Raw genomic sequence first — 23639 nt, 5'->3', positions numbered from 1 at the left:
GCTACACATCCTCACTAATACTTAAAATAATGGTAACCACAACACCGACAACAGTCATTGCGACTCCTGCTTCAAACAAAATAACCGTTGATAGCTCTGTGTCTCCAAACACTGGTAAATTGAAGTGGCTAAACGTCTGCGTCAAAAAATGTGCCCCAAACACAACTGCCCCGACGCCCGTACCAACTGCTAGCAACACGCCGAACGCAGCAATCTTTTTATAATCAAATGGAATTCCTTTTTGAACTGTTTCAATATCATAAACTAAATAAAGCAAAACAAATGCAGAAGAAAGGACAAGACCGCCGATAAAACCACCCCCGGGATTGTTATGTCCCGATAAGAACAGCTCCACCCCGAATGTCAAAATGATGAATACAACAATCTTTGTCACCGTTTCTAAAATGACATCATTGATCTTCAACGTCCTTCCCTCCCTTCAATTTAATGAGCGCAAACACACCAATACCGGCGATGAAAAGCACAACAACCTCAAGCATCGTATCGAATGCACGGAAGTCGCCTAGTATCGTATTGACAATATTTTTCCCACCCGCCAACTCATAAGCATCTTCAAAATAAACGGAAATAGATTCAAACATCTTATTCCCTTGCACCGCTAAGGCAAGAACAGTGACAATTGTCCCAACTGAAATCGCAATGATGGCATTCATAACTTTTGAAGGTCGGGTTGACCTCTCCTTCTGCCATTCAGGTAAAAAGCGGAAGCAAAGAAGAAATAATGCCGTCGTGACCGTCTCTACGATAATTTGTGTCAGCGCCAAATCTGGCGCACGGAATACGACAAAGAAAATCGCGATGGAGTAACCAAGAACCCCATTCAAAATAATCGCTGTCATACGGGATTTGGCAAAAATAATAGCAATTCCAGCCCCCATCATGACAAATACAATTATATATTCATCAATCATAATCGGTGCATCACCTGATACATCAAACAAATACGTACCTGTTAACAACATGCTTCCGCCAACAGCCAAGATGAAAAATGCGAAAATATAAACGAGATAATCCCTCAAATAGCCAGTCATATAAAAGCGTGTTAGGAAAGTCGAACCTTTTTCCGTCTGCACTAACATGCCATTATAAAGGCTATCGAGACTCCAACTTAACGGCGCAATCGTATAAACACTTCGCCAATACCGGAGGAACAAATAAAGCAAACTTCCTACAATGACAACACCAATCGTCATTAGTAAAGGCATATTAAAACCGTGCCAAGCAGAGATATGCGGAACTAAACCTTCTGCACCTTCAAACGGCGGATAGACCGCAGCCATCGCTGGACGTAATATATTATTGCCAATGAGGTTAGGGAAAAAGAAAATCCCAATAACCAAAATAGCAAGAATTGAAGGCGCAATTAGCATCCCCACTGGCGCTTCATGTGGCACTTTATCTAACCGAGCTGGCTGATGCTGGCCAAGGAAGGTCTTAAAAACAATAATCATGCTATAGACAAACGTCAATATGCTTGCAATCCACGCAACGACTGGAAATAAAGTTCCCCACGTCCCCATTGCAAAAATATCGAGATGTCTGGCATTCAACACCGTTTCAAAAAACATTTCCTTACTTAGAAAACCGTTGAACGGCGGTAAACCAGCCATTGAAAAGCTTCCGATAAGCGCAATGGTAAACGTCACTGGCATGAAGGACATCAACCCACCAAGCCTTCGAATATCACGTGTCCCTAGCTCATGGTCGACAATACCGACCACCATGAACAAAGCACCTTTAAATGTAGAGTGGTTAATAAGATGGAACAGCGCGGCAAACGTCGCCTGCGTATAAATAACCGAATCCGCACTATATCCTTCGTTAAGGGCCGCAGAACCAAGACCAAAGAGGCTCATAATCAAACCTAATTGACTGATTGTCGAATAAGCAAGCAACGCCTTTAGATCTGTTTGCTGTACGGCGTTGAATGAACCCCAGAATAACGTAAAAATCCCCACACAACTAACGGTATAAAACCAAACTGCTTCCCCTCCGAATACGGGCGTAAAACGTGCAACAAGGTAAATCCCTGCCTTGACCATTGTCGCTGAATGTAAATAAGCACTCACTGGTGTCGGTGCTTCCATCGCATCCGGCAGCCAAATATGGAAAGGAAACTGTGCTGATTTTGTAAATGCCCCAAGTAAAACGAGTAGCATGGCTAGTAAGAACAAACTGTCATTGGTATACTGACCAATCGAGGCGATAATCTCCCGGATACTAAACGAACCTGTCAACGTATGCAGCATGATAAAACCTGCAAGCATCGCCACTCCGCCCGATACCGTAATGAGCATCGACTTTTGCGCCCCGTAGCGAGACTTTTTTCGATGGTACCAAAATGCGATTAACAAAAATGAAGAAATACTTGTTAATTCCCAGAAAACGTACAGCACCATCAAGTTATCCGAAAAAACAACCCCGAGCATTGAGCCCATGAACATAAGAAGATAAACGTAAAAACGCCCTAACGCTTCTCGTTCAGATAAATAATATATAGAGTAAAGGATGACAAGACTCCCCACTCCCGTAATAAGAAGTCCAAAAATCATGCTTAGACCATCAAGATAAGTGGTGAAATTGATACCAGCAGAATCAATCCACTTAATTGTATGTATATAGGTTTCGCCACCAGCAACAGCAGGGGTAAAACGGGCAAGAACGATGAATAATGCAAGGGGAACAAACAGGACAAACCACCCAATATTTCGACTCGGCATCCTTTTATAAACAAATGGAACGAGGACTGCGGCCAAAAATGGGATTAGAATCGCTATTGTTATCGTCAAAAATACAACCTCCAATACTAGAACATAGTGAATGACATACAAATCTATTGTTACAAGGTCTTTTTTATGTGAGGGCAAACTTGACGCACATCTAGACAGGCGGCATAATAGGTAGCTAAAGATACCCATTTTTAGGGGGATTTTAATACGTTTATACAGTAAATTATACACTAAAATGAAACACTTCGCACTTTGTAACAATTTCACTCGCAGACATCTTGTCAAGACTAGCTTTTTCATATATACTAATTTGGTTTTCAATCAACACTTATCCAAGTAAGATAAACGTAGTTTTTTACACAAAAACATTTAAGAGGTGAACTACCGGCATGGGCAAAGTAAAAGGTCGTATGGACGAGAGTATTCTCGTTTGTGTCTACTACGGTCCAAATGGTGAACGTCTCATTAGACGCGGACATAAAATGGCGACAATCATGGACTGTCCACTGTATATATTAACGGTCGACCCACTTCCATATGATGAGTTTGATGCGGAGAAATCTGATTACATTGAGCGCTGGAAAGAACTTGCTGAAGAGCTTGACGTTGAGGAGTTTATAATTCGCGATAACGAAAAGCGTCCTTCCGCCAAAGTTATTAAAGAAGTCGCACATCAACACAACATTACCCAAATTATTATCGGGCAGACTGCTCAAAGCCGATGGGAAGAAATCACTAAAGGTTCGTTCATGAACGTCCTGTTACGTGAAATTACGTTCGTTGATTTCCACGTCGTTTCTGTTGATCGCGCCATCAAAGATGAGATTGATGGCATGTTTGAAAAAGGTGTGCGCGCTTATTTAATGGAAGATGGCGACAGCTTCCGAATCTGTTTCACCTTATCAAAAGAGGCTCGCTTTGAAGGAATCTTCTTCAAGGAAATCGGGACTGACTTCAATAATGGCTTATTCAAATTCATGAGCAATCACAAAATGTGCCAAGTGCATATTACAGATGATCAAGTGACCGATCCTTCACTGTTTACCTGTAAGGTTAAACAATAAAGAAAAGCGGAAAGTCCACAAACCAAGGACTTTCCGCTTTTCTTATTGCTCTTCTCCAACAATTTTCACTTCAAGCTCTAAATCCACGTCAAAGTTCTTTTTCACTTCCGCTTTCACCATGTCGATAGTTTGAATGTAATCAGAAGCCGTAGCATTGTTTTTATTGATGATAAAACCAGCGTGCTTCTCTGATACTTCCGCACCGCCATGCCCCTTGCCCTGCAAGCCGCAGTCTTGAATCAGTTTGCCTGCAAAATAGCCTGGCGGTCGCTTAAAGACACTGCCCGCTGAAGGATATTCAAGCGGTTGCTTTGATTCGCGTTGAAAAGTTAAATCTGCTATTTTGGCATCGATTGCATCTTGTTCGCCTTCTGCCAATTGGAAATCAGCAGATAGCACATAATAACCTTCTTTGGTAATAATACTTTGACGATAATTAAGCTCAAGTTCTTCTTTTGACAGGACTAGCTGCTGCCCAGATTTCGTTAACACGGTTGCCTGCACAATAATATCTTTAATTTCCCCGCCGTATGCGCCAGCGTTCATCGCCATTGCACCGCCGATAGAGCCTGGTATGCCACAAGCAAATTCAATACCCGTCAAAGTCGCCGCCGCAGCACGTTTGGACACGTCAATAATGAGTGCTCCCGCTTCCGCATGGACACGTGTTCCATCAATCTGTATGCCGTTCAGCTCTGCCAAATGAAGAACGATTCCTCTGACACCGCCATCTCTGACAACCATATTCGATCCATTGCCAAGTAACAGTAACGGAATATCCTGATCGTTCGCGTAGCGCACTGCGGCTACCGTTTCCTCAATTGTTGCAGGAATCACAAGAAGGTCTGCAACTCCTCCAAGTTTCGTCATCGTATATTTACATAGCGGTTCATCTATTAATAATATACCTTGCGTAATTTCAGTTTGTAGCTCTTCAAGCCATTGATGCTTCGACATCAACATTCAATCCTTTCAATTAAACCTTTTCACCTTTCATAGTATGCGTGGAATTTTTTCTTTTGACAAGTAATTTCATTAGCGATTATGTACAGTATTTCGATATTCCCAACAAAATATATCTCGAATCCTAGATATATATCTTGACTTCGAGATATATGTGGCATATAGTGAAATCATATCTTATTGCAGAAGGGGAGTTTTAACAATGACAAAATGGACAGTTGATGCTTCACACACAAATATTAGTTTTTCAGTTAAACATATGATGGTTTCAAAAGTAAGAGGGAATTTCGGTGGATTCGAAGGAACGATTGATGGCAATATTGAAGATCTTACAGGTGCGGCAATCGACTTTAAAATTGATGCTTCATCTATCAACACAAACAGTGTAGACCGTGACAACCACTTACGCTCAGCTGATTTCTTTGATACAGAAACGTATCCGGCAATCACATTCACTGCAACGGATATCGTGAAAAAAGGCGGTAACAAATACGACCTTAACGGCGATATTACAATTAAAGACGTTACGAAAAAGATTACATTCGAAGCTGAATTTGAAGGCATTGGCAAAAATCCTTGGGGCGTAGAAGTAGCAGCTTTCGAAGCTGAAACTAAAATCTCAAGAAAAGAATTCGGCCTGACATGGAACCAATTACTCGAAACAGGCGGCGCTCTAGTTGGCGACGATATTAAAATCACACTTGAACTACAATTTAATCCGGCTCAATGAGTTGAAGAATGCCCAAAAGTAATTGCGATTACTTTTGGGCATTTTTTTGTTGCGAGAAATAAAAACTCTTGTTAACCATGCTTGGGGATAACTCCTGCCATCTTTCATTTACTCTTTTTAATATAAGTGGATGTGCTACACTGAATGCAGAATATCTACTATAATGTCCACACAGCTACATTCAATTCTACACCGTAGTTCACAGCATATTCCTGTCCCAGAAACGGAAGAGTAAGATTCGGGAGGTAAAATAATGATGAAAAGAAACTATAGTAATATTTCATTTGTGCTAGTTTGTATCGGTATTTTCATGTCAATTTTGCCTTTCCCTCCATTGAATATAGAATACTTTGGTCTTTGGGGAGCAGTCTTTACCGGCTTTATGATTTATATTGTTGGGGTAATACTTGGGATTATTGCTTTATTAAAAAAAGAAAAAGGTTTTTTAAAGTACATATCCGTCAGCTCTATCTTGTTCGGGATTTTGTTTGTGATGTTTTTCTTCGCGATTATTGGTCAAATGTCAAAAAAGGCACATACGATTATCGTATGCGCCTTTTTTGATTAAATACTGCAACCATCATCCGTGCATAGTCCTTCTCCATCAGCACCTAACACTTTAAGAGCAGGTTGAATCCCTTCTTCTTCCGCCACTTTGCGTAGTGCTTCTGCAAATGCTTCAGCTGGTTGCGCTCCTGAAATGGCATATTTACGGTTAATGACGAAAAAAGGCACACCTTGTACGCCAATCTGACCAGCTTCTGCAATGTCTGCTTTCACATCTGCCGCAAACTCATCAGAATCGAGTACTTGCTGCGCACGATCACGAGCAATCCCTACTTCTTCTGCAAGTCGAAGCAAGACGTCCTCCGTACCAATCTTCTCAGCGTCAATGAAGTACGCTTTCAGCAGTCGTTCAGACGCTTGTGCCCCAAGGCCTTGCTGCTCAGCAAGCTTCGCAAGTCGGTGTGCATTAAATGTATTCGCTGGCGTCACTTTGTCGTAATTATATTGTAGTCCAACTGTTTTTGCCTGAGCTACCATATTATCAATCATATTCTTTGCTTCTTCCAGACTCATACCGTATTTCTGTGCAAGCACTTCCGGCATCATTTTGTCAGACGTTTCTGGCGTGTTCGGGTCTAATTGGAACGCTTTGAAAATAACCTCTGCGTTTTTCTCAAGTCCTGTGTCCTTCAACGCTTCTTCAAACCTTCGCTTGCCGATATAACAAAACGGGCATACATAATCCGACCAAATTTCAATTTTCATTTTCACACACACCTTTCTTAACTCTATTTTAAGTTCTAGTAAAGGAAGCAACAATGAATATGCTTACTGGCAGGGGAAATGCGATAACTCTATGGGATTACTATGAAACTGTGAACGCAATTACGCAAACTGTAAGGGGTGACTCCGGAATTGTAAGGGCAATGCGAAACTATTAGGACAAATTGTCAAACTGTCAGCGCAATTTCACAAACTGTAGGGGGTAACCCGAGAACTTTAAAGGCAACACACTCCTCCTCCAATAAAACAGCAAAAAGGCTGCACCCGATTCTCACTCGGGTACAGCCTTCACTACTTCCTATTACTTCAACGCGTCTGTCAATACCGGTACAATCTGCTTCTTACGTGACACAACGCCTTGCAATGTTGCCGTATTATTGACAAGCTCAACATTGAACGCCGCACATGCCCGCGCCGCCTCTTTACCAAGTGCCAACACAACCGAATCATTATTTAAAATGTCCGTCACGACGAATAAGAACAAATCCAACTCTTTCGCGGCAATGACGCCATTTAATAACTCTTCCAATTCCGCTTGACGGTTCATGACATCATTAATATCCACCGCATTCACTTGTGCGATTTCAATTTTTACATCGCCCATTGAAAATTCTTTCGCATCAAGTGCAATCAGGTCTTCAAGTGTTTTATCGCTTAAATCCGCACCAGCCTTTAACATAGCTAGTCCATATTCTTGTGCATCGACTCCTGCAATGGCCGTCAATTCTTCTGCAGCTACGCGGTCTTCCTCTGTGAACGTCGGAGATTTGAACAACAATGAATCTGAAATAATCGCAGACAGCATAAGTCCCGCAATTTCCTTAGGTACAGCTACTCCATTTTCCTTGTACAACTTATTCAAAATTGTCGCTGTACAACCAACTGGCTCTGCACGGTAATACAAAGGGTCACTCGTTGCAAAGTTAGCAATGCGATGGTGGTCGACAACTTCAATTACCTGCACATCATCCAAATCATCTACACTTTGTTGTTTCTCATTATGGTCAACAAGAATAACCTGATCTGCGTCTGGAGCTGCTTTATCAATCAAACGTGGCGCCTCAAAACCGAAATAATCTAGCGCATAAGCCGTTTCATTCGTCACAACACCCAATCGTACAGCTTCTGCATCCATTCCTACTTGTTGCTTTAGATACGCATAGCTGATCGCCGCAGTGATCGAATCCGTATCAGGGTTTTTATGTCCAAATACTAATACTTTACCCATGAAAAAATAACCCCCTGTTTTTCTTTATATTCATTTTTCCCGCATTAACGGGCAGTACGAATCCCACTTCAAAACTTAGAACTCGTTAAACAACACGCATGTGGGGTTCAACTGCCCGTAAAAGCCCGATAAGTTCAACTAACAATCAATGGGGATAAAGCACCCATTAATTGAAGTTTCACTAACATTTTATCACAAAGGTCGACCGAATAATATCGCTGCCAATTCATCTTTATTGATGATGAAATCAGCAATGGTGTATCCATCCAACACCGCAAAATAGGCAACGAGTGCTTCACGGAGTGCTCCCTTTAGTCGGCAAGCCGGGGAAAGTATACAACCATTCGACTCTGGATTGAAGCATTCGACAATATGGAAGTCATCTTCTGTCTTGCGCACAAGTTCTCCTACATTAATCATTTCCGGTGCAACGTTTAGTCGGATTCCACCACCACGCCCACGTGTCGTCTCAATTAAACCCATTTTCCCAAGCTCATGGGCAACTTTTGTCAAATGGTTTTTGGAGATACCGTATATATCTGAAATTTCCTGTACCGTCGCCTTTTCCTCAGTTCCCTTTGTGCCAAGGTATATTAGTACACGTAAGGAATAATCTGTATACATCGTTAAACGCATAATTCCACCGCTCTTTCTACATACTATTATAACACTTGTGACGTTTACGTGAAAAAAATGTGGCTAACTTTCTAACATTTCATAAACATATATATTTTATATAGCTTTAAAATTGCTTATCGTTTATTGTAAGGTTAACAAACAAGAAAGGTTGTGCATCATCACATGCTATCTCAAGAAACGATTAACATTATCAAATCAACCGTCCCTGTATTAGAGCAACACGGAAAGACAATTACAACGGTTTTCTATAAGAACATGTTCGAAAAACATCCTGAACTGTTAAATATTTTTAACCACGCCAATCAATCACAAGGTCGTCAACAAACGGCCCTTGCCAATACAGTTTACGCGGCGGCGGCCAATATCGATAATCTTGCAGCTATTATACCGGCTGTTGTCCAAATTGCACACAAACATAAATCACTTGGCATCAAAGAAGAACATTATCCAATCGTTGGCTACCACTTATTAGGCGCCATCAAAGAGGTGCTGGGTGATGCGGCTACACCAGAAATCATCGCTGCATGGGGTGAAGCTTACGGTGTCATTGCAGATGCATTTATTGGCATCGAAAAAGACATGTACGACCAAGCTGAACAAGCAGAAGGTGGATGGAAAACATTTAAAGACTTTACGATTGCAGATAAAGTCGTTGAAAGTGATGTCATCACTTCATTCTACTTAAAACCTGTGGATGGTCAAAAATTACCTGCTTACAAACCAGGTCAATATATTTCAATACGCTTAAACATTCCTGGTGAAGAATATACATTGAACCGCCAATATAGCTTATCACAAGCTGCAACAGGTGACGTGTATCGTATCTCGGTTAAGCGTGAAGATGAGTTCAACCCGAATGGTAAAGTATCCGTCTTCCTTCATAATGGAATGGCAATCGGCGATACAATTGAAGTAAGTGTACCAGCTGGCGACTTTTACCTCGATACAGATAGTAACAACCCAGTCACACTCATTAGCGGTGGTGTTGGTATCACGCCAATGATGAGTATGTATGAAACAATTGCCAACACGACACCAGAACGTCCGGTTTCTTTCTTACATTCAGCGCGTACACGTAAGCACCAAGCGTTTGACGAAGTGCTTCGCAACATGAATGATAAATTGGCCAATTCAACATACAAAGTTCTTTATTCAGAAGAAGGCGATGGCTTCATCAACCGTGAATTCCTAGCTTCAAATGTTTTAGATGGCAGTGACATCTATGTCTGCGGACCATCTGCATTCATGCAAGCTGTTATTAAAGAATTGTATGCGCTTGGTATGCCTGAAGAAAAAATTCACTTCGAATTCTTCGGTCCAGCCGAACAACTTGAATTGACACACGCATAATCCATTTAGAAAACGCCGTCACCCCACTGGGATGACGGCGTTTTGTTGTTCAATTTTCGTAATATAGTCAATCGAAAACTGATTGAATAAATCTGGTTGGTCGATATTGCACACATGTCCAGATTTTTTTATTTTGATAAACTCAAAACCTTCATTACACCGAACAACTTCTTCAATCGGTGGGATGAACAGATAATCCTCATCGCCCATCAAAAACAACGTCGGAATCGCATTGGTTGAGGCTTGTAGCCGTGTCAAATACGGATTGATTAGACTTGTTAATGACATCCATTTAATGAATTCCTTCTGACACATCTTCTTCGCTTCATTAACAAACGCCAAACGCGATTCTTCATGCTCTTTACGCGGCATGATAATATAGGCAAATAATTTATAAAGCAACATATAAGGTACAAAGCGTTTCATAGTACGCCCTGCCCATAATAATAGTTTTGTACGAATATCAAAGCGAATAATCGCTCCACCAAGAATCAGTGATTTCACACGTTCAGGATAATGATCCGCAATCGTCTGTGCAACAATCGTACCGAGCGACATCCCAATGATGTGCGTTTTTTCGACTTGGATTTCATCCAACACATCAATCACTTCTTTAGAGACATCCGCAAAAGTATCTCCTTTTTGCCATTGATCGCGCTCCGATTTCCCATGTCCCCGAAGATCGATGAGTAGAACATTATGTCCTTTTCTAAATTCTCGGATTTGCTTAAACCAAACAGAAGAGCTACCGCCCGCGCCGTGTATGAATGTCACCCAAGGGGCAGTTGGGTTATTTTCGATAGTTCGATAGTGAAGCAAACTACGTCATCCTTCCTTTTTCAGCTGCTTCTATTAAACCATTTTTCTTAAAACAATTTCAACCACGACTTTCGACAACGGACGACATAATCTTCAACTAGTCACAAATTCTACTATTTACGCACGGTATTTCGACACAAACGGATTATCCTTTTCGTAGAAACGCCAAGGATAATGGACGGCCTCGCCAGAATTGCCAATCCCCACACGCGGACCTGCAACAATTTCCCCCACGCCCGGCCCTTCGGCGATGAATAATGGTCGCTCTGACCAATGATGACCGTAATAATTCATCGTAATCCCTAATGCTTTCGTCAATTTTCCCGGACCATTCGTCCAATCATGCATCTTCAAATGAACTCCACGATTTTCTTTCATCTGTTCAAGTCCCTTAACCGGCTCAACCGCTCGGATTAAAATTGCATGTGGTGTTCCAACTGGACCACCGACCACATTGATAAGCGTATGTGTATGCATTCTGTACGTATAGACAAGTCCCGCTTCTTCAAACATCACGTCTGTACGTTTTGTGCGGCGATTGCCAAAACTATGCGCGGCCTGATCCTCAGGCCCATGATAAGCCTCCGTTTCGACAATACGTGCCACAAGTATCACATCTGGCTGTTCATGGACGATATACTGTCCCAGTAGATTTTGTGCCAATTCTAAAACAGGCGCTTCAAAAAACGTTTTATCGATTGGCGTATAGATCATAATCGCCCTCCGTTTTAATTTCTTTAACTTCGCTCCCCCAACATGCGCCCGATTGCCAACCAATCTGCCTCTAGCGACGGGCGATGTGACGGTCTATAAAAAACGGACGCCGGATGAAATGTCGGCACAATCCTATACGTTTTCTGCGTCCAGTGGAACGTTGTATCATCGAGTTCATTCAAATACTGGACGGGACGCTCCAATAGTTGTCCATGTAGTTCCGTCACTTTGGCTTCTTTGCCGAGCAGCCGCTGCAATCCTACGTTGCCAAGCGTGACAATCAATTTTGGCTCAATATTCGCCAGCTCATAATCAAGCACAGGAGCATGTGCCAAAATTTCTTTCATGGTCGGCGGGCGATTATATTTCCGCTCCGTCGTCGTGCCATCACGTTCTTTTTTCGTTCCCCATCTATATGGCCTACTGCGAACTGCACTTGTAATATAAACATCTTCCCGTGTTAGGCCTATCGTTGCGAGTGACTTCATCAATTCCTTCCCTGCACGGCCGATAAACGGAATGCCGTCAACTAGTTCAAATTCACCCGGTGCTTCCCCGATCAGCATGAGTTCCGGTTTTTGCGGACCTTCCCCGTAAATAAACCCCTCCACTGGGAAACCTGCGATTCGCTCTTTACCAAGCGTCGCAATCGACTCAGGAATTCGGAACATCAGAACACCCCCTTCTTTCTTTTAGTTTACCCAAAAAAGCCTTCCCCCTAAAGGAAAGGCTTTAATCATTTAGCTGCAAGATTTCAAGGGTTTTCACAACAAATTGTTTTCCACCATCTTCGCCGTTCAACGTGGAAATTCCCTCCTCAATTCGGTCATAACGAAATGCACGCACAATTGCCAGAAGATCATCCATCGATTCCCTTTCAAGTGACGAAAACTCTCTTTCAGATTCATAGGCCTGCAAGAATGACTGGTAACGTTGCCACTCCGTCTCACCATCTATATATTCACAATGCCACGCCAAGTAAACACCTACGCCAATGCATTCATTCAAAAATACTTCGTCTCCTGCAATATCAAAATCAAAAATGGTTGTAATTGTCCCCTCTGCGTTAAACAACAAATTATACGGACAAAAATCACCTTGCACAGGGCCTGAAGGAAGAGTATCCCACACTAATTTCAGTTTCTCACGTTTCCCTATGTACAATTCGTTAATCAATTGAATCTCATTAGTGAATCCATCTACTTGCTCAATAAATTGAGTAAAAGACAGTTCATTTTCATCATAATCCCCTAACGCATCTGTTTCATTGCCACCAAACATGCCCCAACTCGTCCCTCTGTTAAAACGCATTCTTATTGTTTGAGAAACCGCATGTTGCCTCCCAAGCATTTTTCCAATCTCCTGAATATGTATCAATCGAAGTTGTTCAACTTCCTCACCAACCAAATTCTTTTCGAGTGTAAACAACATACCCGATGCTTCAACAAACGAGCGTCCATCCATCGTCTTTTCAAACGCTGTAAATGGCAATCCGCTCGCCTTCATCTTATTGACAAAAGTAATCAAATTCTTCATAAAAAAAAGCGTCTGTTGTTCTCCTTTCAAAAAATAAAACTGTTCTTGCACTTCAATTTTTGCAACAAGTCGTCCTTCATTCCTCAGAATCTCAATCTGATTAGGTTCCATCTCACGAAAATTTTGCCATACATCTCGTACAAGTTGTACTACCATCCTTTAATCCACCCCCATCAAATAAGATTCCAACGCTGTCTCCACACCGTTCGCAAAATTATTGCCAGCTCCCCAGTCGAAGCGGAAGAAAACGCCTTCTGATCCACCCGATGCAACTGCATGAACCTTTGTAGCTCCATCAAAATTATCGATTGTTACTGTAAGTGAAGCCCGATTACTCGAACGCATATAATACTTCTCCAATACGATAACATGCAGCCCATGCTCCCCAACCTGCCTAACATAGCGATCGACAAGTGTCCCACTAATACTCCTTCCTACTACATAGGACTGAATCACATCCATCGCTGCCTCTGGTGATATACTCACAGTGAACTCACGTACTGACATATCCTCATCCCCTTCCATCCTTGCCTTCTTTTACGGATGAACAGCAGTGGAAGTTTCAATCGTTAGAAACCCAAAAAAATAAACCTTACATAATGTAAGGCTTGCCATAGTTATTTCCTTGGAGGAAGCGGATAATAACTGTTGCCGATTCGACGATTTTTTCTACTAATCATCTGCATGATTTTTTTCGAAATACGACTGTGGATACTTAATGATTTCGACAAATTGTCCATTTCTACATCTAGTAAAAGCGGTCTCAATAGATAATCTCTCCTTTTCAATCCTACCGCCATACTACGTTAGAAGCGACGATTTTATACCTGTTAAAAAAGCCTACCCATTGAAAAAGGTAGGCCCATTATTTATTCCAATTCTATTTGCTTTGTTTCTGTCCCTAAAAATACGACAGCCAACACGCCAATGACAATCGCTCCGCAGAAAATACCGAAGATCAAACCAAAGCCATGACCCGCCGCTAGCAATGAACCCACAAGTAACGGTCCAAAAATACCGCCTATCCGTCCAACCGCAGCTGCCATCCCAGAGCCCGTTGCACGAATCGCTGTCGGGTATTGTTCCGGTGAATACGCATAAAGAGCTCCCCATGCCCCCAAATTGAAGAAGGAAAGTAATGCACCAAAAGTAAGTAGCATCGGCAGTGTTTCTGCACTCCCAAACACAAAGGCACTCACCGCTGTTCCAAGCAGATACGTCGCTAAGACAAACTTGCGGCCCACTCGCTCAATCAACCAAGCCGCCGAAAAATATCCTGGTAATTGTGCGAGCGTCATGATAAGTACATAACCAAAGCTTTTAATCATACTAAAGCCTTTTAGCACCATCACACTCGGCAACCATAGGAACATACCGTAATACGAAAAGACAACCATGAACCAAACAATCCATAGCATCAGTGTGCGGCGTGCGTACTTTTTTGACCACAGCAACTTTATTTTTTCCAATGCTGACTGCTTCGGTTTACCATCCGCCTCGTATTTTGGTGAATCGGGTAATTTCCGTCGCAAGTAAATTGCGTAAAATGCCGGTAACGCCGTAATAATTAATGCTGCTCTCCAACCGAAATGCGGAATAACAAAGTATGCAATGAGCGCGGCAATCAACCAGCCTGCCGCCCAAAAACTTTCCAGTAACACAACGACACGTCCTCGTTCATGCGCTGCCACACTTTCCGATACTAGCGTCGAAGCAACTGGCAGTTCCCCCCCAAGTCCAGCCCCTACGAAAAAGCGTAAAATCAGAAACGCAGTCAATGTCATCGTCAGAGCCGATAACCCGCTGGCAACAGAAAACAGGACTAGCGTTATCATAAAGACATTCTTGCGTCCAATCCGATCCGCTAATATCCCAAATCCTAACGCCCCAACAGCCATCCCAATCGAGTTTACACTACCTATCCAACCCATCTCGGCAGGTGACAGCTGCCACTCTATTGCCAATGCTGCAATGACAAACGACAAGATGCCGACATCCATTGCATCGAACATCCAGCCAGTTCCAGCAAGCCCTAATAATTTATTTCTAGAAATGCCCTCATGCTTTTTGCTCACAATCTGTTTGCTCCTCGCTGAAAACCGTAGTGTCTTGACAATTGTCATTATATCTCTTATTACAACTCCACACAATGAGTTTCTCCACAAAAAAAGGATTGATTCACTAAAAAGTGAACCAACCCTTTTATACTTGTTACAATCCTGCTTCTACTTCTTTAACCATTTCTTTCATTGAAAGAAGTCCGCCACCTGAAAGATACCAGTATTCTGCATTCAAGTAAACGATTTTACCGTTTTTATAAGCATTTGTTTTCATCACTAACTCATTTTCGATTGAATCTTTTGCACTTGCTTCGCCGCCTACCGCTGCATCACGGTCAATCACGAATAATACATCTGGGTTTGTTTCAAGAATATATTCAAACGTAATATTTTGACCATGTGTAGAAACTTCGATTTTTTCATCTGCCGCTTTAAAACCAAAGACATCATGAATTAGTCCGAAACGTGAGCTCGGTCCATAGGCACTTACTTTCCCTTCGCTACCAAGCACAATCAATGCTTTGTCATCATCAGCAACCGTTTTTTCATTGATTGCAGCAATCTGTGCATCGATATCAGCAAGTTCAGCTGTCATTTCAGCTTCCTTATCAAACAGTTCAGCTACGACTGCCATGTTCTCTTTAAACGACTCCATATAACGTGCTGTATCTACGCCAACAAAGACAGTTGGTGCAATTTCACTTAGATCTTCGTATAACTCTGCTTGTCGATTAGAAATGAAAATTACATCTGGTTGCAATGCATGAATCGCTTCGAAGTCCGGCTCTTTCAAGCTACCCAAGTTCGCATACTTTGCATCCTCATATTTTGACAAATATGCTGGAACGTTCGATTGAGGAAGACCTGCTACTTCAATACCTAGTTCGTCAAGTGTGTCGAGCATACCGAAATCGAAGACTACGACTTTTTCAGGATTTTTCGCTACTTCTGTTTCACCAAGTTTGTGCTTAATTGTAAGGATTTCCGGTTCTGTTGATTCTTCTGTGCCTTCAACTTCTGGTTCCGCGTTACTGCCAGACGTTTTATCGGCTGAACCTTCATCTTTTGCTCCGCAAGCAATAAGTAGAGCCATTAGTGCAATCATCATCAATGCCATTATAAGTTTCTTCATATATACCCATCCTTTTATATTTTAGTTTAGTTTCCCCTGCGCTTTACGCCTTCAAGAATCGAAGTACACACATATGCGGCAGTTAGCCATTTGTTTAATAGGAATATCCATATCGTAAATTTCTTTTAATGCGTCAGAAGTAATAATGTCATTCGTAGGTCCATCTTTGACCACACGACCATCCTTCAACGCAACAATGCGATCCGAATAGACAGATGCAAAGTTAATATCATGCAAGACAATAACGACTGTTTTGCCTAGTTCGTCAACAAGTCTTCTCAAGATTTTCATAATCTGCACAGAATGCTTCATATCGAGATTATTAAGCGGTTCGTCAAGTAGAATGTAATCCGTATCTTGCGCGATAACCATTGCGATGAATGCGCGCTGGCGCTGCCCACCTGATAATTCGTCGAGGTAATCATGCTGCATATCCATCAGGTCCATATAATTCATGGCCTGATCGACAACCCGAACATCCTCTGCCGTCAACCTTCCCCTTGAATGCGGGAATCGTCCAAATGATACCAACTCACGAATTGTTAGTCGGACATTCATGTAGTTCGATTGCTTCAAAATGGATACCCGTTTTGAAAACTCATTTGACTTCATCTTCTTCACATCGTCTTTATCCACAAGTACTTCACCTGTATCTGCATCGAGAAGACGACTCACCATTGACAGAAGCGTCGATTTCCCCGCACCGTTCGGCCCGATGAAAGAGGTAATCTTACCTCGATGGATATTGACACTGACCTTTTCAACGACCGCTTTTTTACCATAAAACTTCGATAGCTCACGGACTTGGATCAAGTAGATCGACTCTCCTTTAATAGTAGATAGATGAAGTAAATGCCGCCTATAAAGTTAATGATGACACTGAGCGTCGTTGAGAATGTAAAGACTCGTTCAACGACCCATTGTCCACCAACAAGGGCGATAACACTCATGACAGATGCACCAGCAATCAACACAGAATGCTTATATGTTTTAAAGAACTGATAAGACAAATTCGCAACAATCAAACCGAAAAACGTGATTGGACCGACAAGTGCAGTCGACACTGCAATAAGTACGGCAGACAGGACTAACATTGTCTTGACGACTTTATCGTAAGATACGCCCAGGTTAATGGCGGTATCTCTTCCAAGTGATAGCACGTCAAGATCATTGAAGGATTGCCAACCTATGACCAACGAAATAATGACGATGGCGAGTGCCCACCAAACAAGTTCCCCACTAACGTTGTTGAAACTGGCAAACATCTTATCTTGCACACGCATGAATTCATTCGGATCAATGAGCACTTGCAGGAATGTTGAAATACTGCCAAAGAATGTTCCGACAATGATTCCGACAAGTAGTAGGAAATAGATTGGCTGTTTTCCACCGCGGAATAAAAAACGGTAAAGGATAAGCGCAAAAACAATCATTGTCCCGACAGATAATACAAAGTTCACATGCTTGTTGACGATGGTTACATGCCCTGAACCGAGAATGAAAATGAGGCCGGTCTGTAACAATAAATACAGCGAATCAAGTCCCATAATACTCGGTGTCAAAATTCGGTTATTCGTAATCGTCTGGAAGATGACCGTCGAATAGGCGATTGCAACACCTGTAATGGCCATGGCCAACACTTTAATGCCTCGACGCGGTAACGCATAGTCATAACTGCCATTTAAACCTTGGAACAAATACAGACCGCAAAAACCTAGTGCAAAAACAGTGAGTATAAGCAGCTTCGTTGAGTTACGCATAGGCCTTCCTCCTAAACAGCAAATAGAGGAATATTGCACTACCAATGACCCCAACCATCAAACTAATTGAAATCTCATACGGATAAATGAGTACTCTACCCAAAATATCGCAAATGAGTAGGAAAATCGCTCCGAGTAATGCGGTATGCGGCAATGTTTTTTGTAAATGATCTCCTTTAAATAAGGAGACGATATTCGGAATGATCAAGCCAAGAAATGGAATCATTCCAACTGTTAATACGACAGTTGTCGTAATGAGTGCAACTAATATAAGTCCGATATTGACAATCCGTCGATAAGCAAGCCCGAGATTCTTTGAGAAATCTTCACCCATTCCTGCAACCGTAAATCGATTGGCGTAGAGATAAGTAATGATGAGCACCGGAATACTTATGTATAGAAGTTCGTAACGTCCTTTCATGATCATCGAAAAATCACCTTGTAGCCATGCCGACATGTTTTGGATGACATTCGCCTTATATGCGAAAAACGTCGTGATTGACGATAGGATATTTCCGAACATCAGCCCTACGAGTGGAATGAAAATTGCATCCTTGAATTTAATACGGTCAAGTATTTGCATAAACAGCAGCGTGCCGGCAAGCGCAAATGCAAATGCAACAATCATTTTTTCAATCGTGGATGCGTTCGCAAACAACAACATCGAGACAAGAATCCCAAGACGTGTTGCATCCAGCGTCCCTGCTGTCGTCGGAGAAACAAATTTGTTCCGGCTCAGCTGCTGCATAATGAGACCTGCAATACTCATCCCTGCTCCTGCAAGGAGAATGGCGACCAGTCTTGGCAGACGGCTAATTAAGAATATTTCCGTTTGTTCCGATTTGAAATCCAGCAGATCCATCGGCGTAATACGGCTCACTCCTACAAAAAGCGATAGGAATGAAAGAATGATAACTGCGACAATCAAATAACGTTTCTTCATAGGTATCACCGATATCGATTATTTGCATCTAATTGAGAATACCCGCACTGAAAATGGTTATCAATTAGCTGCAAATTCAATTATAGCATGATAGAAAGCCGTGTCAACGAATAAATGAAAATGATTATCAATGATAATCATCGTTATGAGAAAATAGAGAGTACACAGCCACCGACGGCCAATGATTTCGGATAACCATACAATTCCGTTGAAGCCTCTTTGTCTTTTGCGAAAACTGGTATGCCTATTTCCCAAACTGGACTACCCTGCCCGCAAAATGAACTACCTTTTACAAGAACTCGACTATCTTGCATAAATCCATTATCTCCTCTATTTACTTCGATTCTAGAAATAAATAAGTCGTCTTCCTAAACAAAATCCGCTATACTAACCATTATCAAAGGAGAGGGAGGATTTTACTGTATGTTAAAGAAATTCTTTTCTTATTATAAGCCGCATAAACGATTGTTCATCATCGACTTTTCAAGTGCTATTTTCGTCGCATTACTCGATCTCGCCTTCCCCGTTGCGGTTAAATGGTTTATCGACGATTTGTTGCCGACAGGAAATTGGGGAACTGTCATCACAGTCAGTATTTTACTGCTACTTGTTTACTTACTCAGTACAGTCTTGCAATATGTCGTAAGTTATTTAGGCCACAAGTTGGGTATCAATATCGAAACCGATATGCGCCAGCAGCTATTCAATCATGTGCATCGGCAATCATTCCGATTTTTCGACAATACGAAAACGGGCCACATTATGAGCCGGATTACGAATGATTTATTCGACATTGGGGAACTGGCTCACCATGGACCAGAGGATGTTTTCATCGCGATCATGACCGTTATCGGTGCGTTTGTTATTATGTATACCATTAACCCAGAGCTCGCCATTATCGCCATCGTCATGGTGCCATTCCTTATTGTCCTTGTAACATTCTGCAACAAGAAAATGAATGCAGCGTGGCAAAACATGTATGGCAAAATTGCGGATGTCAATGCACGTGTCGAAGACTCGGTTGCAGGGTCGCGTGTCGTTAAATCCTTCACAAACGAAGAGTTTGAAATTGCACGTTTTCGTGAAGACAATGGTAATTTCCGAATCGCAAAGTTAGTCGCCTATAAGGTGATGGCTTGGACGCATTCGAGCATGTTCATGATGACTCGGTTAGTAACGCTCATCGTACTCGTTGTTGGTGCTCGGTTCGTCCACACCGGCAATCTGTCGACGGGTGAACTTGTCAGCTTTGTCCTTTTTGTCAATGTGCTGATCAAACCTGTTGATAAGATTAGTGCGCTACTCGAGCTTTATCCAAAAGGAATGGCCGGTTTCCGTAGGTTCCTTGATTTGATTGAACAGGAGCCTGAAATTCAAGACCGGACAACTGCCATTGCTGTGCCTCATCTAAACGGCAACATCGTCTTCGATGATGTCCATTTCCAGTATGATGACAACAAAGCTGTACTAAACGGCATCAATTTGAACATTCATGCAGGACAAACCGTCGCATTCGTCGGGCCATCTGGTGCTGGGAAAACAACCATTTGTTCACTCATCCCACGTTTTTACGATGTCAGTGAAGGCTCGATCGCTATTGATGGCTTGGACATTCGCGATTTGACGCAGCATTCGTTGCGCTCCCAAATCGGGATCGTCCAACAAGATGTCTTTTTATTCACTGGAACGATCAAAGAGAATATTGCCTACGGAAAATTAGAGGCGACAGATGAAGAAGTGTTTGAAGCGGCACAGAAAGCCCATCTTGAAGATTTCATTTCTTCACTCCCTGATGGCTACGAAACGCAAATTGGAGAACGTGGCTTGAAATTATCAGGCGGCCAGAAGCAACGTCTTGCGATTGCCCGTATGTTTTTGAAAAACCCACCGATTCTAATTTTAGATGAAGCGACATCCGCACTCGATACGGAAACAGAGCGCATTATTCAGCAATCACTCGCCGAACTAGCCGAAAATCGGACAACACTTGTTATCGCACACCGCTTAGCTACCATTCGTGATGCAGACCGTGTCATCGTCGTCACAGAAGATGGCATTGCGGAAGACGGTAAATACGACGAGTTGGTCAATCAAGGCGGGATTTTTGCAAGACTGCATAATAATCAATTTCAGGAGGTTTAATTCTTGAGTAAGCGGGTATACTTCTATTATCCCACCCCCTTTCTCATATATAGAAAACAGCACCGCATGACAGTTATTGTCATGCGGTGCTGTTTTTTTATAGCTTTTTAATAACTAACGATAAACTGCTCAAACTTCGTCCGCTCGGAAACATCCATTTCCACCGTCATCAGCGTTCCCTCTTCTTCGTACTCCGTGCTCTTCACATTCGCTTTATCATTCAAATAGGACACGATATCCCCACGGTCAAAGGGAATTAGCAATTTACACGTATTATATTGTCCAAAAATCTTTTTCTTAATTAATTCAATAAGCTCGTCCAGCCCTTGTCCTTCTTTAGCAGAAAGCCAAACACTATCATCGCTCACTTCTGGATAACGAATACCTGCAAGATCTGCCTTATTATAAACATTCAGCGTTTCCACATTCTCCACGCCTACCGCCTGCAAAGTCTCATTCGTCACTTCCATCATATAGCCATGCTCCGTATTCGACACATCAACGACATGCAGAAGAAGATCCGCATCTCGCGCTTCTTCCAACGTCGAACGGAATGCTTTGACAAGATGATGGGGAAGCCTAGATACAAAACCAACCGTATCCGTTAAAATAAATTGCTTATTATCAATCAGCTTCACATTGCGGACAGACGTATCCAGTGTCGCAAACAACATATCTTCTTCATATACTTGTTTCGCATTGTCTGCATCCATCTTCATTAACAACTTGTTCATCAGCGTTGACTTACCTGCGTTGGTATAGCCCACAATCGACACAACAGGCGTGCCACTTTTCTTACGCTGCTTACGCTGTGTGTCTCGCTGATCTTTGACATGATCCAAATCACGTCGCAATTTGGCAATCTGGTCTTCAATTTTACGGCGGTCAAGTTCAAGCTTTGTTTCCCCAGCACCTTTATTTTGGAGTCCACCACCCGTACCGCCGCCTTGCCGCCCAAGTGAAGCACGTAAACCAACAAGACGTGGTAACATATATTGCAACTGAGCTAGTTCAACCTGCATCCGAGACTCATTCGTTCTCGCACGCCTTGCGAAAATATCCAAGATCAGCATCGTTCGATCAATAACTTTACACTGCAATTCTTGCTCCATATTACGAATTTGCGATGGCGACAGTTCATCATTAAAAATCACCAAATTGGCATCCAATTCTTCGTAGAAATGACGGATTTCTTCAATTTTCCCTTTGCCCACATAATGAGAGGGATGGCGACGTTCTAAGTTTTGCGTCACTTCACCGACCACCTCAACAGCAATCGCTTCCGCCAGATTTTTCAATTCTTCCATCGCATAGGCGAAATGCTCATCTTTTTGCTCATGTACCCCGACAAGCACCGCACGTTCCACTAACACTTCCATCCAACGACCGTTACAGAAAACTTATAAAAAGCCATAAACACCTAACTTTTAAGTTTCATTGCTTCTTCATCGAATCTGCTTTCGCCGCTTTCTCGCTACTTGCATTTGATATAATTCTCCAAAGCCTTCCATTCCCGACTAACGAATCGGTAAACATCTTACAAGTATTTACATGCTTATTCGCAGACATGTTGTACTCTTTTCACCGTAGCGCTTTAAATTCAATGCTGCTTGAACATCCCTATCTGTCCTGTTCCCACACGGACAAATGTATAGACGGTCTGACAGCTTTAAATCTTTTTTCAACTGCCCGCATTGAAAACATAATTTAGAAGAGGGATACCATCTATCCGCAAGTATGAATTGAACGCCATTCCGCTCACTTTTATACTCCACTTGTCTTCTAAATTCATGAAATTTCTGTTGCTGAACCGCCTTGGCTAGATGTTTATTTTTCATCATCCCACTTACATTCAAATCTTCTAATACGATAAACCTTGGTTTTCGGTTCACGATTTCAGAAGTGATTTGATGCAAGTAGTTTTGACGAATATTCGTTAGTCGTCTTGAAATAGTTATAAGTTGTTGTTCACTTTTTATAATGTTACACGTTTTCTTGTAACGTTCTCCCTCCATATTAGATTGGTATTTTCGAGATACCTTGCGCTGTAACCGCCGCTTTTTCTTTTCTAGTGTTCTCACTTTTTTCGTTTTATTAATGTTCGGATAGACAGCGCCATCCGAGCAAATCCCTAAGTTGATAAGACCTAAGTCAATCCCAATACCTTCGTTCTTCGAGTATTCCTGACAGGTATAAACGATGACCCCTACAGAAATCCACCAATGTAAACCATCGAACCTAATGCGAGGATTGACATATTTCACACCTTTTCCGCGAGGAATCCGGTCTTTCTCAACAAGTCGAATCCAGTTTAGCTGTTGCTTATTTTTCCGCTTGTTTTCAGCAAATCCTTCCACTTTTACACGCGTTGCTGTAAATCGGATTTTCAATGGATCTTGGTAAAAGCTTGGCACGGTTCCTTTTTTCGATTTGAATGTTGGATGCTTCGCTTTCCCATTGAAGAATTTTTTGTAGGCACCGCAAGCATCTTTTATCGCTTGCTTTGGTACGTTATTGCT

24 protein-coding genes are annotated in these 23639 nt (G+C 42.1%); 5 read left to right on the top strand and 19 right to left on the bottom strand.

The genetic code is table 11. The features are described 5' to 3' along the window. Nucleotide 1: 1 nt before the first annotated feature. Nucleotides 2-424, bottom strand: a complete 423-nt coding sequence (locus R2B72_RS16420) for a Na(+)/H(+) antiporter subunit B (RefSeq protein ID WP_318617875.1) — start codon at nt 422-424, stop codon at nt 2-4. Next, on the bottom strand, nt 411-2810 hold the full coding sequence (locus R2B72_RS16415) for a Na+/H+ antiporter subunit A (RefSeq protein WP_318617874.1): 2400 nt from the start codon (nt 2808-2810) through the stop codon (nt 411-413). The genes R2B72_RS16420 and R2B72_RS16415 overlap by 14 nt, the downstream gene beginning before the upstream one ends. Before the next feature lie 329 nt (nt 2811-3139). Between R2B72_RS16415 and R2B72_RS16410 the strand changes: the two genes are divergently transcribed. After that, the gene (locus tag R2B72_RS16410; protein WP_318617872.1) at nt 3140-3814 is read left to right on the top strand and encodes a universal stress protein; all 675 of its coding nucleotides are present in this window, start codon (nt 3140-3142) and stop codon (nt 3812-3814) included. Between the two features lie 42 nt (nt 3815-3856). Here R2B72_RS16410 and murB read toward each other — a convergent pair whose 3' ends face one another. Next, nucleotides 3857-4771 carry a UDP-N-acetylmuramate dehydrogenase gene (gene murB, locus R2B72_RS16405; RefSeq protein ID WP_318617871.1) on the bottom strand — a complete coding sequence of 305 codons (915 nt, stop codon included), beginning with the start codon at nt 4769-4771 and terminating at the stop codon, nt 3857-3859. 208 nt (nt 4772-4979) lie between these two features. Here murB and R2B72_RS16400 point away from each other — a divergent pair, with 208 nt between their 5' ends. Next, nucleotides 4980-5507 (top strand): YceI family protein, encoded by a 528-nt coding sequence (locus R2B72_RS16400; protein ID WP_318617870.1) that lies wholly within the window; start codon nt 4980-4982, stop codon nt 5505-5507. A 253-nt stretch (nt 5508-5760) separates the two neighbouring features. Further along, a complete protein-coding gene (locus tag R2B72_RS16395; RefSeq protein WP_318617868.1) occupies nt 5761-6075 on the top strand; it encodes a hypothetical protein in 315 nt (104 codons plus the stop codon). Here the strand turns inward: R2B72_RS16395 and R2B72_RS16390 are convergent. From R2B72_RS16390 to R2B72_RS16380, 3 genes are all read right to left on the bottom strand, one after another. Beyond that, nucleotides 6072-6779 (bottom strand): DsbA family oxidoreductase, encoded by a 708-nt coding sequence (locus R2B72_RS16390; RefSeq protein ID WP_318617867.1) that lies wholly within the window; start codon nt 6777-6779, stop codon nt 6072-6074. The two genes, R2B72_RS16395 and R2B72_RS16390, sit on opposite strands and share 4 nt — an antisense overlap. 319 nt (nt 6780-7098) lie before the next feature. Beyond that, on the bottom strand, nt 7099-8025 hold the full coding sequence (locus R2B72_RS16385) for a manganese-dependent inorganic pyrophosphatase (protein ID WP_318617866.1): 927 nt from the start codon (nt 8023-8025) through the stop codon (nt 7099-7101). A gap of 192 nt (nt 8026-8217) precedes the next feature. Continuing rightward, nucleotides 8218-8661, bottom strand: a complete 444-nt coding sequence (locus R2B72_RS16380; RefSeq protein ID WP_318617865.1) for an Rrf2 family transcriptional regulator — start codon at nt 8659-8661, stop codon at nt 8218-8220. 165 nt (nt 8662-8826) lie between these two features. Here R2B72_RS16380 and hmpA point away from each other — a divergent pair, with 165 nt between their 5' ends. Next, nucleotides 8827-10014, top strand: coding sequence for an NO-inducible flavohemoprotein (gene hmpA, locus R2B72_RS16375; RefSeq protein WP_318617863.1), 1188 nt, complete (start codon nt 8827-8829; stop codon nt 10012-10014). Nucleotides 10015-10032: 18 nt separating this feature from the next. Here hmpA and R2B72_RS16370 read toward each other — a convergent pair whose 3' ends face one another. From R2B72_RS16370 to R2B72_RS16320, 11 genes are all read right to left on the bottom strand, one after another. Next, complete coding sequence (locus tag R2B72_RS16370) at nt 10033-10833, bottom strand: alpha/beta hydrolase (protein ID WP_318617861.1); 801 nt, start codon at nt 10831-10833, stop codon at nt 10033-10035. Nucleotides 10834-10950: 117 nt separating this feature from the next. Further along, nucleotides 10951-11547 (bottom strand): DNA-3-methyladenine glycosylase, encoded by a 597-nt coding sequence (locus tag R2B72_RS16365; RefSeq protein WP_412177871.1) that lies wholly within the window; start codon nt 11545-11547, stop codon nt 10951-10953. A 23-nt stretch (nt 11548-11570) separates the two neighbouring features. After that, on the bottom strand, nt 11571-12218 hold the full coding sequence (locus R2B72_RS16360; protein ID WP_318617860.1) for a uracil-DNA glycosylase: 648 nt from the start codon (nt 12216-12218) through the stop codon (nt 11571-11573). A gap of 61 nt (nt 12219-12279) precedes the next feature. Further along, complete coding sequence (locus R2B72_RS16355; RefSeq protein ID WP_318617859.1) at nt 12280-13239, bottom strand: phosphotransferase enzyme family protein; 960 nt, start codon at nt 13237-13239, stop codon at nt 12280-12282. A 3-nt stretch (nt 13240-13242) separates the two neighbouring features. Then, the gene (locus R2B72_RS16350) at nt 13243-13590 is read right to left on the bottom strand and encodes a DUF6054 family protein (protein WP_318617858.1); all 348 of its coding nucleotides are present in this window, start codon (nt 13588-13590) and stop codon (nt 13243-13245) included. A gap of 362 nt (nt 13591-13952) precedes the next feature. Then, nucleotides 13953-15095, bottom strand: coding sequence for an MFS transporter (locus R2B72_RS16345; RefSeq protein ID WP_318617900.1), 1143 nt, complete (start codon nt 15093-15095; stop codon nt 13953-13955). 199 nt (nt 15096-15294) lie between these two features. Beyond that, entirely contained in the window at nt 15295-16275 is a 981-nt protein-coding gene (locus R2B72_RS16340; RefSeq protein WP_318617856.1) for a siderophore ABC transporter substrate-binding protein, read from the bottom strand. A 51-nt stretch (nt 16276-16326) separates the two neighbouring features. Beyond that, entirely contained in the window at nt 16327-17088 is a 762-nt protein-coding gene (locus R2B72_RS16335) for an ABC transporter ATP-binding protein (protein WP_318617854.1), read from the bottom strand. Further along, a complete protein-coding gene (locus tag R2B72_RS16330; protein ID WP_318617852.1) occupies nt 17085-18035 on the bottom strand; it encodes an iron chelate uptake ABC transporter family permease subunit in 951 nt (316 codons plus the stop codon). Before R2B72_RS16330 ends, R2B72_RS16335 begins: the two co-directional genes overlap by 4 nt. Then, nucleotides 18028-18978, bottom strand: coding sequence for an ABC transporter permease (locus R2B72_RS16325; RefSeq protein ID WP_318617850.1), 951 nt, complete (start codon nt 18976-18978; stop codon nt 18028-18030). Before R2B72_RS16325 ends, R2B72_RS16330 begins: the two co-directional genes overlap by 8 nt. 143 nt (nt 18979-19121) lie before the next feature. Beyond that, entirely contained in the window at nt 19122-19292 is a 171-nt protein-coding gene (locus R2B72_RS16320; protein WP_318617849.1) for a hypothetical protein, read from the bottom strand. A 109-nt stretch (nt 19293-19401) separates the two neighbouring features. On the opposite strand from R2B72_RS16320, the gene R2B72_RS16315 reads away from it, so the two are divergent. Next, on the top strand, nt 19402-21120 hold the full coding sequence (locus tag R2B72_RS16315; RefSeq protein WP_318617848.1) for an ABC transporter ATP-binding protein: 1719 nt from the start codon (nt 19402-19404) through the stop codon (nt 21118-21120). A 107-nt stretch (nt 21121-21227) separates the two neighbouring features. Here R2B72_RS16315 and hflX read toward each other — a convergent pair whose 3' ends face one another. Together hflX and R2B72_RS16305 are read right to left on the bottom strand one after the other, a co-directional pair. After that, on the bottom strand, nt 21228-22499 hold the full coding sequence (gene hflX, locus R2B72_RS16310) for a GTPase HflX (protein WP_318617847.1): 1272 nt from the start codon (nt 22497-22499) through the stop codon (nt 21228-21230). 168 nt (nt 22500-22667) lie between these two features. After that, nucleotides 22668-23639: transposase (locus tag R2B72_RS16305; protein ID WP_318617846.1), on the bottom strand; the 972-nt coding region annotated here is incomplete at its 5' end.

The sequence above is a fragment of the Sporosarcina sp. YIM B06819 genome, from assembly GCF_033485175.1.
Taxonomy (GTDB): Bacteria; Bacillota; Bacilli; order Bacillales_A; family Planococcaceae; genus Sporosarcina.
This window is presented reverse-complemented; position numbering and strand designations above follow the sequence as displayed.

What these genes read in the sequence shown, in the direction of transcription:
- R2B72_RS16410 (WP_318617872.1), top strand. Translation starts at nt 3,140, where the DNA reads ATGGGCAAAGTAAAAGGTCGTATGGACGAGAGTATTCTCGTTTGTGTC.
- murB (WP_318617871.1), bottom strand. Translation starts at nt 4,771, where the DNA reads ATGTCGAAGCATCAATGGCTTGAAGAGCTACAAACTGAAATTACGCAA.
- R2B72_RS16400 (WP_318617870.1), top strand. Translation starts at nt 4,980, where the DNA reads ATGACAAAATGGACAGTTGATGCTTCACACACAAATATTAGTTTTTCA.
- R2B72_RS16395 (WP_318617868.1), top strand. Translation starts at nt 5,761, where the DNA reads ATGATGAAAAGAAACTATAGTAATATTTCATTTGTGCTAGTTTGTATC.
- R2B72_RS16390 (WP_318617867.1), bottom strand. Translation starts at nt 6,779, where the DNA reads ATGAAAATTGAAATTTGGTCGGATTATGTATGCCCGTTTTGTTATATC.
- R2B72_RS16385 (WP_318617866.1), bottom strand. Translation starts at nt 8,025, where the DNA reads ATGGGTAAAGTATTAGTATTTGGACATAAAAACCCTGATACGGATTCG.
- R2B72_RS16380 (WP_318617865.1), bottom strand. Translation starts at nt 8,661, where the DNA reads ATGCGTTTAACGATGTATACAGATTATTCCTTACGTGTACTAATATAC.
- hmpA (WP_318617863.1), top strand. Translation starts at nt 8,827, where the DNA reads ATGCTATCTCAAGAAACGATTAACATTATCAAATCAACCGTCCCTGTA.
- R2B72_RS16365 (WP_412177871.1), bottom strand. Translation starts at nt 11,547, where the DNA reads ATGATCTATACGCCAATCGATAAAACGTTTTTTGAAGCGCCTGTTTTA.
- R2B72_RS16360 (WP_318617860.1), bottom strand. Translation starts at nt 12,218, where the DNA reads ATGTTCCGAATTCCTGAGTCGATTGCGACGCTTGGTAAAGAGCGAATC.
- R2B72_RS16355 (WP_318617859.1), bottom strand. Translation starts at nt 13,239, where the DNA reads ATGGTAGTACAACTTGTACGAGATGTATGGCAAAATTTTCGTGAGATG.
- R2B72_RS16350 (WP_318617858.1), bottom strand. Translation starts at nt 13,590, where the DNA reads ATGTCAGTACGTGAGTTCACTGTGAGTATATCACCAGAGGCAGCGATG.
- R2B72_RS16345 (WP_318617900.1), bottom strand. Translation starts at nt 15,095, where the DNA reads ATGTTCGATGCAATGGATGTCGGCATCTTGTCGTTTGTCATTGCAGCA.
- R2B72_RS16340 (WP_318617856.1), bottom strand. Translation starts at nt 16,275, where the DNA reads ATGAAGAAACTTATAATGGCATTGATGATGATTGCACTAATGGCTCTA.
- R2B72_RS16330 (WP_318617852.1), bottom strand. Translation starts at nt 18,035, where the DNA reads ATGCGTAACTCAACGAAGCTGCTTATACTCACTGTTTTTGCACTAGGT.
- R2B72_RS16325 (WP_318617850.1), bottom strand. Translation starts at nt 18,978, where the DNA reads ATGAAGAAACGTTATTTGATTGTCGCAGTTATCATTCTTTCATTCCTA.
- R2B72_RS16320 (WP_318617849.1), bottom strand. Translation starts at nt 19,292, where the DNA reads ATGCAAGATAGTCGAGTTCTTGTAAAAGGTAGTTCATTTTGCGGGCAG.
- R2B72_RS16315 (WP_318617848.1), top strand. Translation starts at nt 19,402, where the DNA reads ATGTTAAAGAAATTCTTTTCTTATTATAAGCCGCATAAACGATTGTTC.
- hflX (WP_318617847.1), bottom strand. Translation starts at nt 22,499, where the DNA reads ATGGAAGTGTTAGTGGAACGTGCGGTGCTTGTCGGGGTACATGAGCAA.